The organism is Blautia sp. OF09-25XD (assembly GCF_003482095.1).
Classification (GTDB): domain Bacteria; phylum Bacillota; class Clostridia; order Lachnospirales; family Lachnospiraceae; genus Fusicatenibacter; species Fusicatenibacter saccharivorans.
Genome location: NZ_QUMG01000020.1, coordinates 1 through 14,168, shown reverse-complemented (window position 1 = coordinate 14,168; position 14,168 = coordinate 1). Strand labels below are relative to the sequence as shown.

Here is a 14,168-nt window from a genome sequence, read left to right as displayed (position 1 = left end):
AACACTTGCATTTTCTCCAGACATCGTGTATTATAAGCGAGTACGGTTCGTTGGTCAAGAGGCTAAGACGTCGCCCTCTCACGGCGAAAACAGGGGTTCGATTCCCCTACGAACTGTTGAAGGTTTCACAGAGTTCCTTCTCTTTTAAAAATTCTGTTCTATATCATATGGTTCGTTGGTCAAGAGGCTAAGACGTCGCCCTCTCACGGCGAAAACAGGGGTTCGATTCCCCTACGAACTGCTTTTAAACGGAGCCTGCATGGCTCCGTTTTTTGCTGTGCTGATTTTTTTCTTCCTATCATAAACGCCAGTAAAAAAGCCCGGCAGTTTTCTGCCGGACTTTTCCTTTTTTCTGACAACTCTTTTATTCTGCGTAGATCTTAACCAGTTCTTTCAGCATTGCCATCGTCTTTTCCATCCCCTCAACGGTAATGTGCTCATACGGTCCATGGCATGCATATCCGCCGGTTCCGATGTTCGGGCACGGCAGACCCATGAAGCTTAAGCGTGCGCCGTCTGTGCCGCCGCGGATCGGAAGAACAATCGGCTCCATGCCGGCTCTTCTGGCTGCCTCTTCGGCATTCTCAATCAGATGGTAGCAAGGACGGATCTTCTCAGCCATGTTGCGGTACTGCTCTTTGATCTCCAGTTTTACCGTTCCCTCGCCGTATTTTTCATTCATTGCTTTTTCAATCCGGCGCAGATTCTCTTCTTTTGCTGCAAATTTCTCTGCATCGTGATCACGGATGATGTACTCGGACTCGGCATGTGCCACATCGCCGGACATACTGGTCAGATGATAGAAGCCTTCATATCCTTCGGTATTTCTCGGGGACTCTGCTTCCGGCAGAAGAGACTGGATCTCGCTTGCAACAGCGATTGCATTGATCATCGTGTCTTTTGCTCCGCCTGGGTGGATGTTAAATCCGGTCACCGTGAATTTCGCTCCGGCTGCATTGAAGTTTTCGAATTCGATTTCTCCCTCTGTGCCGCCGTCCACGGTATAGGCAAACTCCGCGTCAAAGCCTGGAACATCAAAAAAGTCAGGGCCTTCACCGATCTCCTCATCCGGTGTAAATCCGATGGAAATCGGACCGTGCGGGATTTCTCCGGCAAGAAGGGCTTCTGCCAGTGTCATAATCTCTGCCACGCCCGCCTTGTCGTCTGCACCGAGCACCGTTGTTCCATCGCTTGTGATCAGCGTTCTGCCGGCCAGGGATGGAAGATGCGGGAATACCGAAACCTCCAGTGTTCTTCCGCTGTCAGCCAGCTTCAGATCCTTTCCGTCATAATTTTCATGTACGATCGGATTTACCGCATGATCTGCAAAATCAGATACCGTATCCATGTGTGCGATAAATCCCAGTTTTGTCTTTCCTTCGTATCCTTTTGTTGCCGGAATTTTTCCATAGACGTAGCATTTATCCTCTACACGGACATCCGATACACCGAGCGCTTTCATTTCTTCTGCAAGCTGGTCTGCCAGGACTCTCTGACACTCGGAAGACGGATGGGTTCCGCTCTTCTCATTGCTCGGTGTCGGCACTTTAACATAATTCAGTAATCTTTCATATGCTTTCATTTTCTTCTTCTCCTTCTTATTTCATCAGCTTCTGGATGGTTTTACAGAGCTCATCCACGGCGCCTTCTTTTCCCTGCCGGATATCCTCCACAACGCAGGATTTGATGTGGCTGGAAAGCAGTACCTTGTTGAAGCTGTTTAATGCAGACTGGATCGCGGATACCTGGGTCAGGATATCGACGCAGTAGCGGTCGCTCTCCACCATTTCCCGTATTCCGCGCACCTGGCCTTCAATTCTCGAAAGACGGTGGATCAGATCTTTGTATTCTTTTTCGTCCCGCACTTTTTTCCGGTCGCATTCACTGCAGTGTGTACAACATTCACCCATGAGGTTTCCTCCTTGTGTTCCGTCACTCTATATACCCCGTCTGGGTATGAATTTATGATACTCTTTTGCCCAGACTTTGTCAATCTTCGATTTTTGCCGCAAGCGCGCCGTACAGCTTCTGGTTTACCAGACTTGCCGCGCTGCACTCCGCCTCCGGCGCGTTCGCCGACGGCTCTCCGCAGAGATCGACCGCGAGCACCTTTCTCCCCGCAAGACAGTCCTTTGCAAGGGACAGCAGCTCATCCACACGCACATTTCCCTGATCCCAGTTCGTATCAAGCTCCTCCTTTGACAGAATGTCCTTATCGACCGACAGATATACCGGAAATGTTCCCGCATGGGATGCAAAAATCTCTTTGATCTTCGCCGCTCCGCTTCCGTCGTCGAGCTCTTCCTGTGTCACAAACCAGACATGCTCCATCGCTTCTGTCTCCCGCACCGACGCCTCCGGCGGGCCGATCACACAGATTCCTTTGATGTTTTGATACGCCCCGGCAGCATCCCGGATCCAGGAACCGCAGGAGAGCACCGGAAGAAGCGCCGGCGGCTGCATATCGGTATGGTGGTCGAATACGGCTAAAAACAAATCTTCTTTTTCAAGTCCCAGCAGCAATTTGCTCATATAGTGATAATTGCCGGAATCCAGAAGGCGGATCCGCGGCAGCTCTTTCGTTTCTTTTTTTCGGCCAAGTTCCGCTTCCAGAAACTGCTCCGTCTCTGGATCGAGATAACCGTCAGTTCCCCGGAGCTCTCTTAGATCCCAGATCTTTCCCGCCTGCTCCCAGGCATATCCTTCGGACTCATAAATTCCGGAAAGGCTAAAACAAAATGGTTTCATCTTCTCTTTTACTCCTGTTATTTATTTAATGGATTCAGCTTTCTTCCCGCCGTCACAAGAAGAACGGCTGATATCAGAAGCTGCAGAACGGCACTCGCCTCCGGCAGATAATGGATCAGCGGATTCTGTCCGTAATTTCCAAGCAGATAGCAGAGCTGTTCCATCTCTCTTCCATTCCCAAGCTGGCGGCTGATGATCCCCGCAAACGAGGTAAACGGATTGAAAAGAAGAAGGTAAATTACACCTCCTACATCAATCTGCTGATAAGCTGCCGTCATCTCCTGCTGCAGCAGTCCTGCGTAGTAGGCAAGCCCCGTGCAGGCGCATATTCCTACGACCAGAAAAACGACAATGACATAGGAAAGAACGGTCGCCAGTGTGGTCCGCTTAAAAACAACCGAACAGAAAATGCCGATACTGCCGACAAAAATCCCGGTCAGAAGAAGGCTCCCGCCATCAGAAGCAGTCCGCCAAGGCCGATACCGCCGAACACCACAACAAGGGACAGCACCGGCAGTGCCGAAACCGTCAGTATCAGAACAACGCCAAGCGATGCCTCCAGCTTTCCCGTAATGATTCTCCACGGGTTCAGGTTCGTCGTCAGCAGCACATCCAGCGTTTTTTTCTCACGCTCCAGCGAAATGCTTCCTCCCGCAACCGCCGGAACCGAAAGGACAACGAGAATAAACAGAAGATACGTCATCAGAATATAGCAGTTCATCGGAACGCTGTAGCTGACCGGTGCCAGATAGCCAAGCTGGCTGCTCTCCCCGAAATAGCAGACAAACGCAACCACGGCAAGCAGCAGATTGCAGACAAAAATAATCCAGGAAATCCGCGATGACCGCGAGTTCCGCTTCATTTCTTTTTCAAATACAGGATTTAACCGCACGTTTCGTTCCCTCCTTATCCGATCGTGTTTCCGAACGTTTCTGTGTTTCGGCTCTTCTGTTCCGTTTCCCCGGTCAGATGAAAGAACAGGGACTCCAGGCTGTTGTGTTCCCGTGCAAATGAAACCACAAGGATTCCGGCATCCACCAGTTTCTGCAGCAGATACGCCTCCTCCTCCCGGCTTCCCGAAAACCAGGCCGCAATCTTGTTTTCATCCACAGAAAGGCGGCTGACCTGCGGATCCTGCCGCAATAGTTCCAGCGCCTTTGGCACCTGGTTCAGCACAGTGATGCGCAGCGGATTGGAGCTGTCGACCGCAAGCATAATGTTTTCCAGCTTTCCCTGCTGTACCATGACACCTCCGTTGATGACACCGATGCTGGTGCACAGATCTGCTAATTCCGAAAGAATATGGGAGCTGATCAGAATCGTATAATCCTCCCGCGCCAATCGCTGCAGGAGAAGCTGAAAATCCTTTCTCGAACGCGGATCCAGACCGGAATTCGGTTCGTCCAGCACCAGAAGCTTCGGTTTATGGATCATCGCGCGCGCCAGACAGAGCCGCTGCTGTATGCCCCTTGAGAGCGAATCCACCATCTGCTCCTCTTTTCCCGATAGTTCGACCATCTCCAGCACTTCCCGCGCACGGACGGTTCCTGCCCGCCCGTAAATTCCATACGATGCGGCAAAAAATTCCAGATACTCTATCACGTTTAAGTTTTCATAAACGCCAAAGAAATCAGGCACAAAGCCGATCAGGCTTTTCTGCTTCAGAATATTTTTTGTCGTCCGCACGCCGTCCAGCCACAGATCGCCGCCGTCGCTCTTTAAAAGCCCTGAAATAATGCGCAGCGTCGTTGTTTTTCCCGCACCGTTCGGTCCGACAAAGCCGTAAATATCGCCTTTTTTTACTTCCATATCAAGACCGTTCAGGGCATATGTTTTTCCGTATTTTTTGGTCAGTTTCTCAATTTTCAGTATCGGCATTTGGCTCCTCCGCTAACAGGTTCTCCAGATATTGCTCCGGTGGGATCTCTTTCGCCTTTACGATCAGATTCGGTGCCTCATAGTATCCATAATTTTCATGATACTCTTCTCCCTTTTCCTCTTCGGAAAGACGGTACCGCACACGGATCTGGTTGTCCGCATTCACATACTGCGCCTCCAGCGCCGGATCACTCGCAAAATCGATCTCCCAGTCGGAAATTTCATCATACGTTCCCGTCTGAAAATTGTACAGCTCAATGATTCCATTGAAATTCCGGATCTTGGTCCCATCCTCCGTGCGGGCTTTCTCGAAAGCAAGCGAAAGAATGGTTCCCCGTTTTCCTCCCCCGCCGGTTTCTGCCGCCTGGATCTTATCTTCTAACGCCGTCATCGCATACGGCCAGAATGCAGGATCATAGATTCCCTCGGAATCCGGCTGCATCACGCCTTTAGCATACATTCCATACAGACACCAGATGTTGTTGTTTTCAAAGACACCGTTCAGATAATACGTTACTTCTGTTTCCTCTTCCGAGATTCCGCCGGAATTCGGTCCCATTTCAAAGCTTACCGTGTTTCCGCCGTCCCATCCGCTGTACTCCTGCGCATACGGACAGTACACAACGCCGGCCTCTTTCATGTCCACAAACACTTCCTGATAGTAATACGAGATTCCATACGCTTCGTATCCGCTGTCAAGCTGGAACGTATCGTCATTGCCTGCCAGCTTTCCAAAGAAAAGGCAGTTGTCACTCCGGTTCGGCATGTGATTATAGATGACGCCGTCCAGATAATTTTTCTCTATCTCCGGCAGATCTTCTGCCGCACTCCAATTTCCGAAATCCCGCACGCTGTCCGCTTCTATTCCATCCAGCGTGATCGTCTCCCCGTTTTTGATGTCTCCAATGAGGCACAGTAACCTGGAACGGCGATCACACAGCTCTCCAGATCATAGCCTGTCTTATTTTCCACGGTTCCGCTGATCTTCTGATCCCAGAAATGAAACGTGCCTTTCAGTCCTTCGCCTTCGTCCAGCGTTTCCATCCGCTGCATGCCGAACTCATTCAGGGCAAATGCAGCCTGATTGGAAATTTCTGCCCTGTTTTTCTGTTCTCCGAAACTGATCTCCGTCTTTTCATATTCCGCATCCTCCGTTTCCGGCTGTGCCGTGCTGTTGGACATATAGTCCATACGGTTGTACGTCACCAGATCGTAGGACGGATCCAGATACAGCTCATAGGAAGCATTGTACGGCGCCTGTGCACAGAAATTAATGTAATCTTTCTGGTATGTATCGTACTGCCAGATTTCTCTTACATACGTCAGCACCGGGGCCTTGAGCCTCGTGCTCTGGCCAAACAGACTGATCAGCATAACAAAGACGGCCGAGCAGGCACAGATCGCCCCCCAGAGATACTGACGTTTTCCTGTTTTTTTCAAAAAGAAATACAATCCCGGCCCTGCCAGAACCAGATAGACCAGAATCAGGCCGCCGTACAGCACCGTATTCGGACGGTTCCGGATCCTAGTGTTTTCCAGAAGATCGGAAATCGTATAGTATTTCTGATAATTCGTATTTCGTTTTGCCAGAAGGCGGCTGGTGGTCTCTTCGTCCAGAATATTTTTCAGAAAATCTACCGGCGCTTCTTTAAACGCACTGCGCTGGCTTTCCGCAAATGTCTCGTTTCCCGAAAAGGTAATCAGAAGACCTCCCTCTGCCTGCCAGAGATCAATTTCTTTCTGGATTGTCTCATCCAGTTCTTCTTTTGACTGCTCCAGAAGGATCAGCACATCCGGCGAATACGACTCCGCAAGCCCGACAAGCTCCTCTGCCCGGACAGATGCAGCTTCCACCTCATAAATCCCGTCGTTCAGCGTAACTCCATTCAGCTGCTGCCCGTAATTAGTTTCTTCTTCCACAACGCAGACTTCCACCTTGGACTGGAAGAAGCCTTCACTCGAAATCGTTTCTTCCCGACTGTACACCGTGTCCCTCTGGCTGTTCTCCAGGCACAGGACACAAAAAGACGTATTTTCCACCAGAAGCCCTGCCGAAAAAGTCTTTGTAACGGTTCCGTTCGCCGGAATATAGATTGGAAAACGGTACGTAAAAAGGCTGTTTCTTCCATCGCCCGACCGCTTGACCCCCAAAAACAGTTTTGAGAGAATGCCTTCTCCACTGTTTCTGCGGTAAATCGATTCCGCGGCGTTTTTTATCTGAAAAACAAAGTATCCTTCAAATTCAACAGCGCTCTCATTTGTGATTGTCACACGAATCGGTACGTGATTCCCATCCTGATAGTTTCCTTCGAATCCATAAGAAAAATCAATCTGGTATTCCCCTGCGTAGCTGTTGGCAAGAAGCTGCTTTTCTTTCCCGTCGCTTCTTCCGCCATCCGACGGCGTGTTCTGATAAAGTTCTGTCCGCGTTGTCATCGCAGACACCCTCTGAACTCCCGCCAGAAGCAGAATCAGCAGCAAAATACCGGACAGACAGCAGATTTTGCTTCTTCTTTTCCTGTTCATCGCTTTTCGTCCTCTTTCTTCCCCTTTGGCATTCCGACCGGCAGTTCCACCTCAAAGACGGTTCCCTGCAGATCACTTTTTACCCGCACCTGTCCGTGATGCAGTTCCGCAATCTGCTGTACAATCGCAAGTCCAAGTCCCGTCCCGCCGGTATCGCGGCTCCTCGACTGCTCTGTCCGGTAAAATTTCTGGAAAATATGATCCAGTTCCTGTTTTGGAATGATCCGTCCGTAGTTAATGACACGCGTGACCACATATTCGCCCTCTTTTTCCATTGAGACGCGGATCTGTTTTCCCTCTTTTCCGTATTTGACAGCATTGTTCAGCAGATTTCCAAAGAGCCGTGCCAGCAGCTCACCGTCCGCCTCGAGAAAAATCGCATGTTCCGCATGCAGAAATTCCACCTGAAGCTCATTTTTCACAAAAGACGGCGTCATCTCGTCGAGCATCTGCTCCATCAGCTGCACCAGATCAAGTTTTCCGAGATGCAGCTGCATCTCTTTGTGCTCCAGCTTGACGAATCCAAACAGTTCGTTCGTGAGCTGCTCCAGACGGAGTGCTTTCTGATAGGCAATATCGATATAATGATTTCTCGTCTCCTCATCCAGATCCGTCCGCGTGCGCACCCAGCCGAGATAGCCGATAATCGAAGTCAGCGGCGTACGGAGGTCATGTGCCACGGATGAGACGAGATCGTTTTTCGTATGCTCCGCGATCCGTTCCCGTTCCATAATTTCCTTGATATTCTGCTGCATCGTATTTAAGTTCTCCGCCATCACAGAAAACTCGTCATTTCCCTTTACCTCGATCGGATGATCAAAATCCCCTGCTGATATCTCCTTTACCTTTTCCAGAATCTTCCCAATGTATCGGATGGTTTCGCGCATCAGGAAATAAAAGGTCAGGCAGAACGAAAGCAGCGCAGCCGCCGTCAGAATCATCGTCCGCACCGATGGGCGGAGGCCTCCCGGTCCGATCCAGGCGCTCCGGTAACCGATGTTCATCAGTCCATTGCCGAAAAAGGTCAGAATCCCGTCGGTAAGCGTCACTACAAGCACCGTGACAAGTGCACTTACAATCAGATCAAAGACCATCCTCTGGCTGAAGTTTTTTATAAAATCAGGCTTCAATTTTGTATCCCACTCCCCAGACTGTTGTAATAATCTTATCTTCTCTTGTGTCGTCTTTCATTTTTCCGCGCAGACGGCGGATATGTACCATAACCGTGTTGTTCGCCTCATAGAATTTTTCATGCCAGACGCGCTCGAAAATTTCGTCTGTACCGAACACGCGGCCCGGGTTGGAGGCCAGCAGATACAGAATATCAAATTCGATCGGTGTCAGCTTGATGCTTTCTCCGTAGCAGACAACCTGATGGGTTACCTTGTTGATTTCCAGATGCTTTAAGGAAATCACTTCCTGGCGCTCGTGCGGCTTCGACGGATTCAGTTCGCGGTAGCGGCGGAGCTGGGATTTTACACGCGCCATCAGCTCCAGCGGATTGAACGGTTTTGCCACGTAATCGTCTGCTCCCGTTGACAGACCGACGATCTTGTCGATATCCTGCGTTTTGGCACTTACCATGATGATCGGAATGTTGTTCGTCTCCCGGATGCGGCGGCACATCGCAATACCGTCCATATCCGGCATCATCACATCGAGCAGCACCAGGTCGATTTTTTTCTCCTCCAGAATGCGGAGTCCCTCTTTTGCACTGTACGCTTTTAATACCTGAAATCCATCGCTGATCAGATAAATTTCCAGCAGATCCGCGATTTCTTTTTCATCATCCACAACTAAAATATTTGTTTCTTCCACGTCGTTTCCATCCTCTCTGTTTTTAACTACCGTAATGGTACCATGAATATTCAAAAAAATCTTTACTTAATTCTTACGTCTGTATTATCTATTATAAAAAGAAAAGCCGCCTTCCACAAGAGGCCGCTTTTCTTTTCTTCTTATATTTTTTATCTTCGTACTGCGCGGCGGTATACCACAAGAGAAACCGCTGCGGAAATGACCTCTGTGATCCAGAAGGCGTGCCATACGAAAACGCCGCCTCCCAGATGGGACAGCAGGTAAGCTGCCGGGAGAATGACAATGACATTTCGGCAGAGGGAAATGATCAGGGAAGATCCACCTTTTCCGAGTCCCTCCAGCGCACCGGAGGATGTGATGGAAACTGCCGAAATCAAAAAGCCCGCGCTGATGCGTGTCAGTGCCTGTCCGCCAAGACGGATGGTCTCCGGATTGCTGCTGAACAGTCCGATCAGCTGTTCCGGAATGGCAAGGCAGATGCCGGTTCCAATAAGCATGATCACCGCACACATAATCAGGGTGATCTCATAAATCTTCCGCACACGCTTATGCTCGCCTGCGCCGTAGTTGAAGCCGATAATCGGGCGCATGCCCTGTACAATGCCGTTTGCTGTCAGATAGATGAACGTCTGCAGCTTGTAGTAAATGCCGAGCACGACAACGTAGCTCTGGGAATACACGGCCAGGATTCCATTCAGTGCGGAAATCAGAAGAGACGGCAGCGCCAGGTTCAGGATCGCCGGGACGCCGATCGCATACAGTCTTCCGACCAGATTTTTTCCTTCTTTTAAATATTCCGGATGGATTTTGACCGAAATCGGGCGGATCTTGTAAATGATCCAGTAAATCACGACCGGTGTCACCTGACCGATGCCGGTTGCAAGCGCCGCACCCTCAATTCCAAGACGCGGGAACGGTCCGATTCCGAAAATAATGAGCGGATCCAGAATGATGTTGACAATACAGCCGACCATCATACCGGTCATCGTCACTTTCATCCGGCCGACTGCCTGAAAACCTTTTCAAAGTAAAGGTTTGCCATGATTGCTATGGTAAACAGAAAGATAATCCGTGAATACCGGACACCAAGATCGATGACAGTTTCGGAAGAAGAAAACATCCGCAGGAAACGCTCGATGACCAGAAGGCTTCCGATCGTTAAAATAACCGCATGCAGCATGGTAAGGGCAAGGCCCTGTGTTGCAGCACAGCCGGCTGCCTTTTTGTCACCCGCTCCCAGATAATACGAAATCACCGCATTCAGTCCGATTCCAAAACCGATGGCAACGGCATTTACAAAATTCTGTACCGGATAAACCAGGGAGAGCGCCGTCATGGCATCTTCGCTGATCTGTGCGACAAAGAAGCTGTCCACAATGTTATATAAGGAATTGACCAGCATCGAGATTACCATTGGAAGCGCCATCGAAACCAGCAGTGGAAATACTGGCTTTTCTTTCATAAAGTTTTCGTTCATTATTACCTCCATTTGTGATCTTTTCTGTTGGTGGGCTTACGTGCAGGCACGGACTTTGCTCCATTGCCACAAAAAAAGCCACGCAATTATCTGCTTTCGATAATTGCGTGGCGAAAAGAACTTTATTACAAGTTGAAAAATCCACACCAAGTTTGAGAGCAATATACCACACTTTGCCCGGGCTTGTCAAGATTTCTCCTGTAACTTTTTTTATTCTACATTTTTCAGTGCCTCGTCCATCGGAATCTTTTGGATGTGGCGGAACTGCAGCACAGCGATAACAGCATACGCCGCAAGGCCCATCAGATACATTTTTCCGTAAATTGCCGGATCAATATAGTATGTCAGCCAGCCGCTGTACTCGGAAAGCATAATGACATAAATCTGGCGGATCAGCGCGGAGGCAATGATCAGGCTGACACCGATTGAGACGATCACAACCCAGGTTGTCGCCGTCAAATACAGACTCAAAATTTCCCTGTTCTCGTAGCCGAGAATCTTTACCATCGAAATCGAAGTCGTATTCTTCTCGATGATCAGCTTCGTCAGCAGATAAATCAGCAGCATGAACAGTACAATCGAGAAAACATTGATCAGCTGGAACATTTCTCCCATCGACACATTGAGCTGCCGTGAAATCTTTGTCATATCATCTTCCGTAATTTTCGTCGCGATATACGATTCCTCCAGGTCCGTGATCGGCTCGTTAGAGAAATAGCCGTTAAAGTAGTCCTCTGGATGATCGAATTCCTCGCAGAAGACATCCATCTGCAGAAATACCGCAAGGGCTCCCGGGTAGGCATAAATGCTTTTTACTTCAAAGCTGTACGTTTTGTCCTCATATGGCTCTTTCAGTTCCAGTGTATCGCCGACTTTCATTCCATATTTTTCGGCATAACCGTCGGAAATCGTCACGCCGTCCTCAAACAGTTCAGCGGAAACATATTTGCTGTCTTTCTGAATTCCATATACCGAAATGCTCTCGCCCTCCCGGTTTTTCGGAATATTTTTCAGCGATGTAAGAGCAAACGTTTCCACGCCTTCCGTATTTGTCTTCAGCGATGGCGTCAGAAGTTTCTGCACAATTCCCATCAGCGTGTACTCATCATCCTCATCGATCGGATCCGGAACATTTAAAATATACTGGTAATCTGCCAGCATATTTTCCACCGCCTCCGTCTGGTAATGTGACAGCAGCGGTTTCATCATCATACCGAACAGCAACAGAATATTGGCAAATACGATACCGAGAAACAGGGTAAAGTAACTCGATTTGTTCTGCAGCAGGATCCGCAGACGAAACCGCGAGAAGAACCGGAAGTTCGGAAGACGCACCGCATGGCTTTTTCCTTTCTTTGCAAAATCGTGGCGCAGAAAACGCAGCGGTGACAGACGCAGACGGCCGGAAATCAGCACCGCGTTGATCACAAACATCAGAATTGCCGGAATTACGGTCGTGAGCAGAAATGCATTGGCATTCCACCGCGTCTGATATGTCGGCAGACTGTAGCTTCCATAATACATACCGGCGCAGATATCTTTAAACACGGTGTATCCCAGAATATTTCCAATCACCGCCGACAAAATCGTAATCAGTACCGGCAGGGACAGATAATGCAGCAGAAGTTCCCGTCTCGTATAGCCGGATGCGCGCAGCGTTCCGATCACCGACGCTTCTTTTACAATCGTATTGTTTGTCGTAACTGCAAAAATGAACGCCATGATGGCAATCAGGATGTACAGCAGTACCTCCACCATCACCTTGTCACCGCCCATATCGTCGCCGGTAAATTTGATTGCCTGATTGCCGTAGCGCGGCAGATAACCCGTCAGCGAGGAATGAGCCGCCAGAACCTCGACGAAATCATCGGACCATTCTTTTTCCTCGTTTTCATCTTTCGGTTCCGTATCATATTTCCAGGAATAGCAGTATTTGATATGGTCATCGGTAATGGCATCATACCCTTCTTCGGTCATGATTCCCACACCGAATTTAACCGCATCGAACATCATGTCACTCGAATTGCTGAACAGCGCACTGTAATCCGAAAGTGCCACAAGACCGGTAACCGTCAGTTCTTTTTTATCAACCGAGATCACATCACCGACCTGCAGGTCATTATTGTCCGCATACATACGGTCAATTGCAATTTCATCCTTCTGCTGCGGCATTTCGCCTTTCATCAGGCAGACCAGATTGACCTCTGTTCTGTTTTTAAAAAGACGGATCGTGCTCTCTGGTTCCGAATCCAGATCCGTGTCGGCATCTTCGTCTTTATAGAAATTCTCGTAAATCGTTACCTTCTCTTTTTCCAGCCGTGTTCTCTGGTTGTCGGTGAGCTTCTGTTCTGTTGTAAAATTTCCGTTTTCCACGTTGTATTTTTCAAAGCTTTCATCGTAAGCATACAGCATGCTCTCATCCGCAACGAGAAAACCGGACACAAAGCCAATCGTCGCCGTCATAAACAGAAAAATAACGAGATATTTTCCAATATCGTTCTTCAGTTCCCGCAGCAGGCGTTTTCGTAATGGATTTTTCATACTTCCACCCCGCTTTACCAGTCCAGATCGCCGGCGGCGATTTTGGTCTCATTGACGTAGTTTTTACGGATCTGGCCGTCGCGCAGACGAATCACGCGGTCCGCCATGTTTTTGATCGCATCATTGTGTGTTACCATGATGACGGTGTTGCCGTACTTCTGATTGACGTCCTCGATCAGCTTCAAAATTTCTTTTGAAGTATGGTAATCGAGTGCACCTGTCGGCTCATCACAGAGCAGAATGCTTGGATTTTTGATGATAGCTCTTCCGATTGAAGTACGCTGCTGCTGACCGCCAGAGAGCTGGTTCGGCAGCTTGTCGCGGTGGTCATAGAGCCCCAGTGTCTTTAACAGATCGTTGATGTCGAGCGGATGATCGCTTAAGTATGCGCCAACTTCCATATTTTCTTTCACCGTCAGGTTTGGAATCAGATTGTACATCTGGAAAACGTATCCTAAATGTTTTCGTCTATACCGTGTCAGCGTTTTTTCATTCATATCCTCAATTTTTTCGCCTTCAATCACGATCGAACCGCTGTCCGCCTCGTCGATTCCGCCGATAATATTCAACAGTGTCGATTTACCGGAACCGGATGGACCGAGGAGAACACAGATTTCACCTTTTTCCACAGAAAACTGAATTTCCTTTAAGACCTCCACACGGCTTTCACCGGTTCCAAAACTCTTCTTCAGGTTATTAATCTCAAGAAACATAACTTTCCTCCCTGCATCTTTTTTCCTGAGTGTGTAAGAGTCTGTTTTGTGTTAGACTCTTCTAACCCCATAATACTGCTTTTTCTGTGAAATGAAAAGCGCTGTTAATGAGTATTTTTTCTCATTAGCAGCGCTCTTTCTTTTATTTTTTAACAGTAAAAAACCATCGGATCTCTCCGATGGTTTTTCCGATATACCTTCAAAACCGCATACACTACACATCTATCATTCCATTTTTTGTGAACACAACCATTCAGGTCAAGCCCTCGACCGATTAGTAACAGTCAGCTCCATGCCTTACGGCACTTCCACCCCTGCCCTATCTACCTCGTCGTCTTCAAGGGGTCTTACTTCTTTCGAATGGGATATCTCATCTTGAGGGGGGCTTCACGCTTAGATGCCTTCAGCGTTTATCCCTTCCCGACTTGGCTACCCGGCCGTGAACCTGGCGGTTCAACCGGTACACC

General features: G+C 48.9%; 12 protein-coding genes, 2 tRNA genes, 1 rRNA gene and 1 pseudogene. 2 read left to right on the top strand and 14 right to left on the bottom strand.

Annotated elements, in window-relative coordinates:
• The first annotated feature begins 44 nt into the window (after positions 1 to 44).
• A tRNA-Glu gene (locus DXA93_RS14645) sits at positions 45 to 116 on the top strand.
• A gap of 53 nt (positions 117 to 169) precedes the next feature.
• Positions 170 to 241 (top strand) — tRNA-Glu (locus DXA93_RS14640).
• A 123-nt stretch (positions 242 to 364) separates the two neighbouring features.
• Here DXA93_RS14640 and pepT read toward each other — a convergent pair.
• The 14 genes and pseudogenes from pepT to DXA93_RS14570 all read right to left on the bottom strand — a co-directional run.
• On the bottom strand, positions 365 to 1,582 hold the full coding sequence (pepT, locus tag DXA93_RS14635) for a peptidase T (protein WP_055217684.1): 1,218 nt from the start codon (positions 1,580 to 1,582) through the stop codon (positions 365 to 367).
• Positions 1,583 to 1,598: 16 nt separating this feature from the next.
• Positions 1,599 to 1,910 carry a metal-sensing transcriptional repressor gene (locus tag DXA93_RS14630; protein WP_022463104.1) on the bottom strand — a complete coding sequence of 104 codons (312 nt, stop codon included), beginning with the start codon at positions 1,908 to 1,910 and terminating at the stop codon, positions 1,599 to 1,601.
• Between the two features lie 79 nt (positions 1,911 to 1,989).
• Positions 1,990 to 2,748, bottom strand: a complete 759-nt coding sequence (locus DXA93_RS14625; RefSeq protein ID WP_055228568.1) for an arginase family protein — start codon at positions 2,746 to 2,748, stop codon at positions 1,990 to 1,992.
• A gap of 17 nt (positions 2,749 to 2,765) precedes the next feature.
• Complete coding sequence (locus tag DXA93_RS14620; protein ID WP_119188799.1) at positions 2,766 to 3,026, bottom strand: hypothetical protein; 261 nt, start codon at positions 3,024 to 3,026, stop codon at positions 2,766 to 2,768.
• A gap of 158 nt (positions 3,027 to 3,184) precedes the next feature.
• Entirely contained in the window at positions 3,185 to 3,640 is a 456-nt protein-coding gene (locus DXA93_RS14615; RefSeq protein ID WP_119188798.1) for an ABC transporter permease subunit, read from the bottom strand.
• A gap of 14 nt (positions 3,641 to 3,654) precedes the next feature.
• Positions 3,655 to 4,620 carry an ABC transporter ATP-binding protein gene (locus DXA93_RS14610; RefSeq protein ID WP_118594582.1) on the bottom strand — a complete coding sequence of 322 codons (966 nt, stop codon included), beginning with the start codon at positions 4,618 to 4,620 and terminating at the stop codon, positions 3,655 to 3,657.
• The gene (locus tag DXA93_RS14605; protein ID WP_119188797.1) at positions 4,607 to 5,476 is read right to left on the bottom strand and encodes a hypothetical protein; all 870 of its coding nucleotides are present in this window, start codon (positions 5,474 to 5,476) and stop codon (positions 4,607 to 4,609) included. The genes DXA93_RS14610 and DXA93_RS14605 overlap by 14 nt, the downstream gene beginning before the upstream one ends.
• An 11-nt stretch (positions 5,477 to 5,487) precedes the next feature.
• Entirely contained in the window at positions 5,488 to 7,152 is a 1,665-nt protein-coding gene (locus tag DXA93_RS14600) for a hypothetical protein (RefSeq protein WP_119208626.1), read from the bottom strand.
• Entirely contained in the window at positions 7,149 to 8,246 is a 1,098-nt protein-coding gene (locus DXA93_RS14595; protein WP_070103249.1) for a sensor histidine kinase, read from the bottom strand. Before DXA93_RS14595 ends, DXA93_RS14600 begins: the two co-directional genes overlap by 4 nt.
• Before the next feature lie 25 nt (positions 8,247 to 8,271).
• A complete protein-coding gene (locus tag DXA93_RS14590; protein WP_022462401.1) occupies positions 8,272 to 8,970 on the bottom strand; it encodes a response regulator transcription factor in 699 nt (232 codons plus the stop codon).
• Between the two features lie 149 nt (positions 8,971 to 9,119).
• A pseudogene (locus tag DXA93_RS20720) lies at positions 9,120 to 10,447 on the bottom strand (MATE family efflux transporter).
• Positions 10,448 to 10,657: 210 nt separating this feature from the next.
• Positions 10,658 to 12,988 (bottom strand): ABC transporter permease, encoded by a 2,331-nt coding sequence (locus DXA93_RS14580; RefSeq protein WP_118594571.1) that lies wholly within the window; start codon positions 12,986 to 12,988, stop codon positions 10,658 to 10,660.
• Positions 12,989 to 13,002: 14 nt separating this feature from the next.
• Positions 13,003 to 13,701 carry an ABC transporter ATP-binding protein gene (locus DXA93_RS14575; protein ID WP_117802463.1) on the bottom strand — a complete coding sequence of 233 codons (699 nt, stop codon included), beginning with the start codon at positions 13,699 to 13,701 and terminating at the stop codon, positions 13,003 to 13,005.
• Positions 13,702 to 13,955: 254 nt separating this feature from the next.
• A 23S ribosomal RNA gene (locus DXA93_RS14570) occupies positions 13,956 to 14,168 on the bottom strand; the annotation flags it as partial.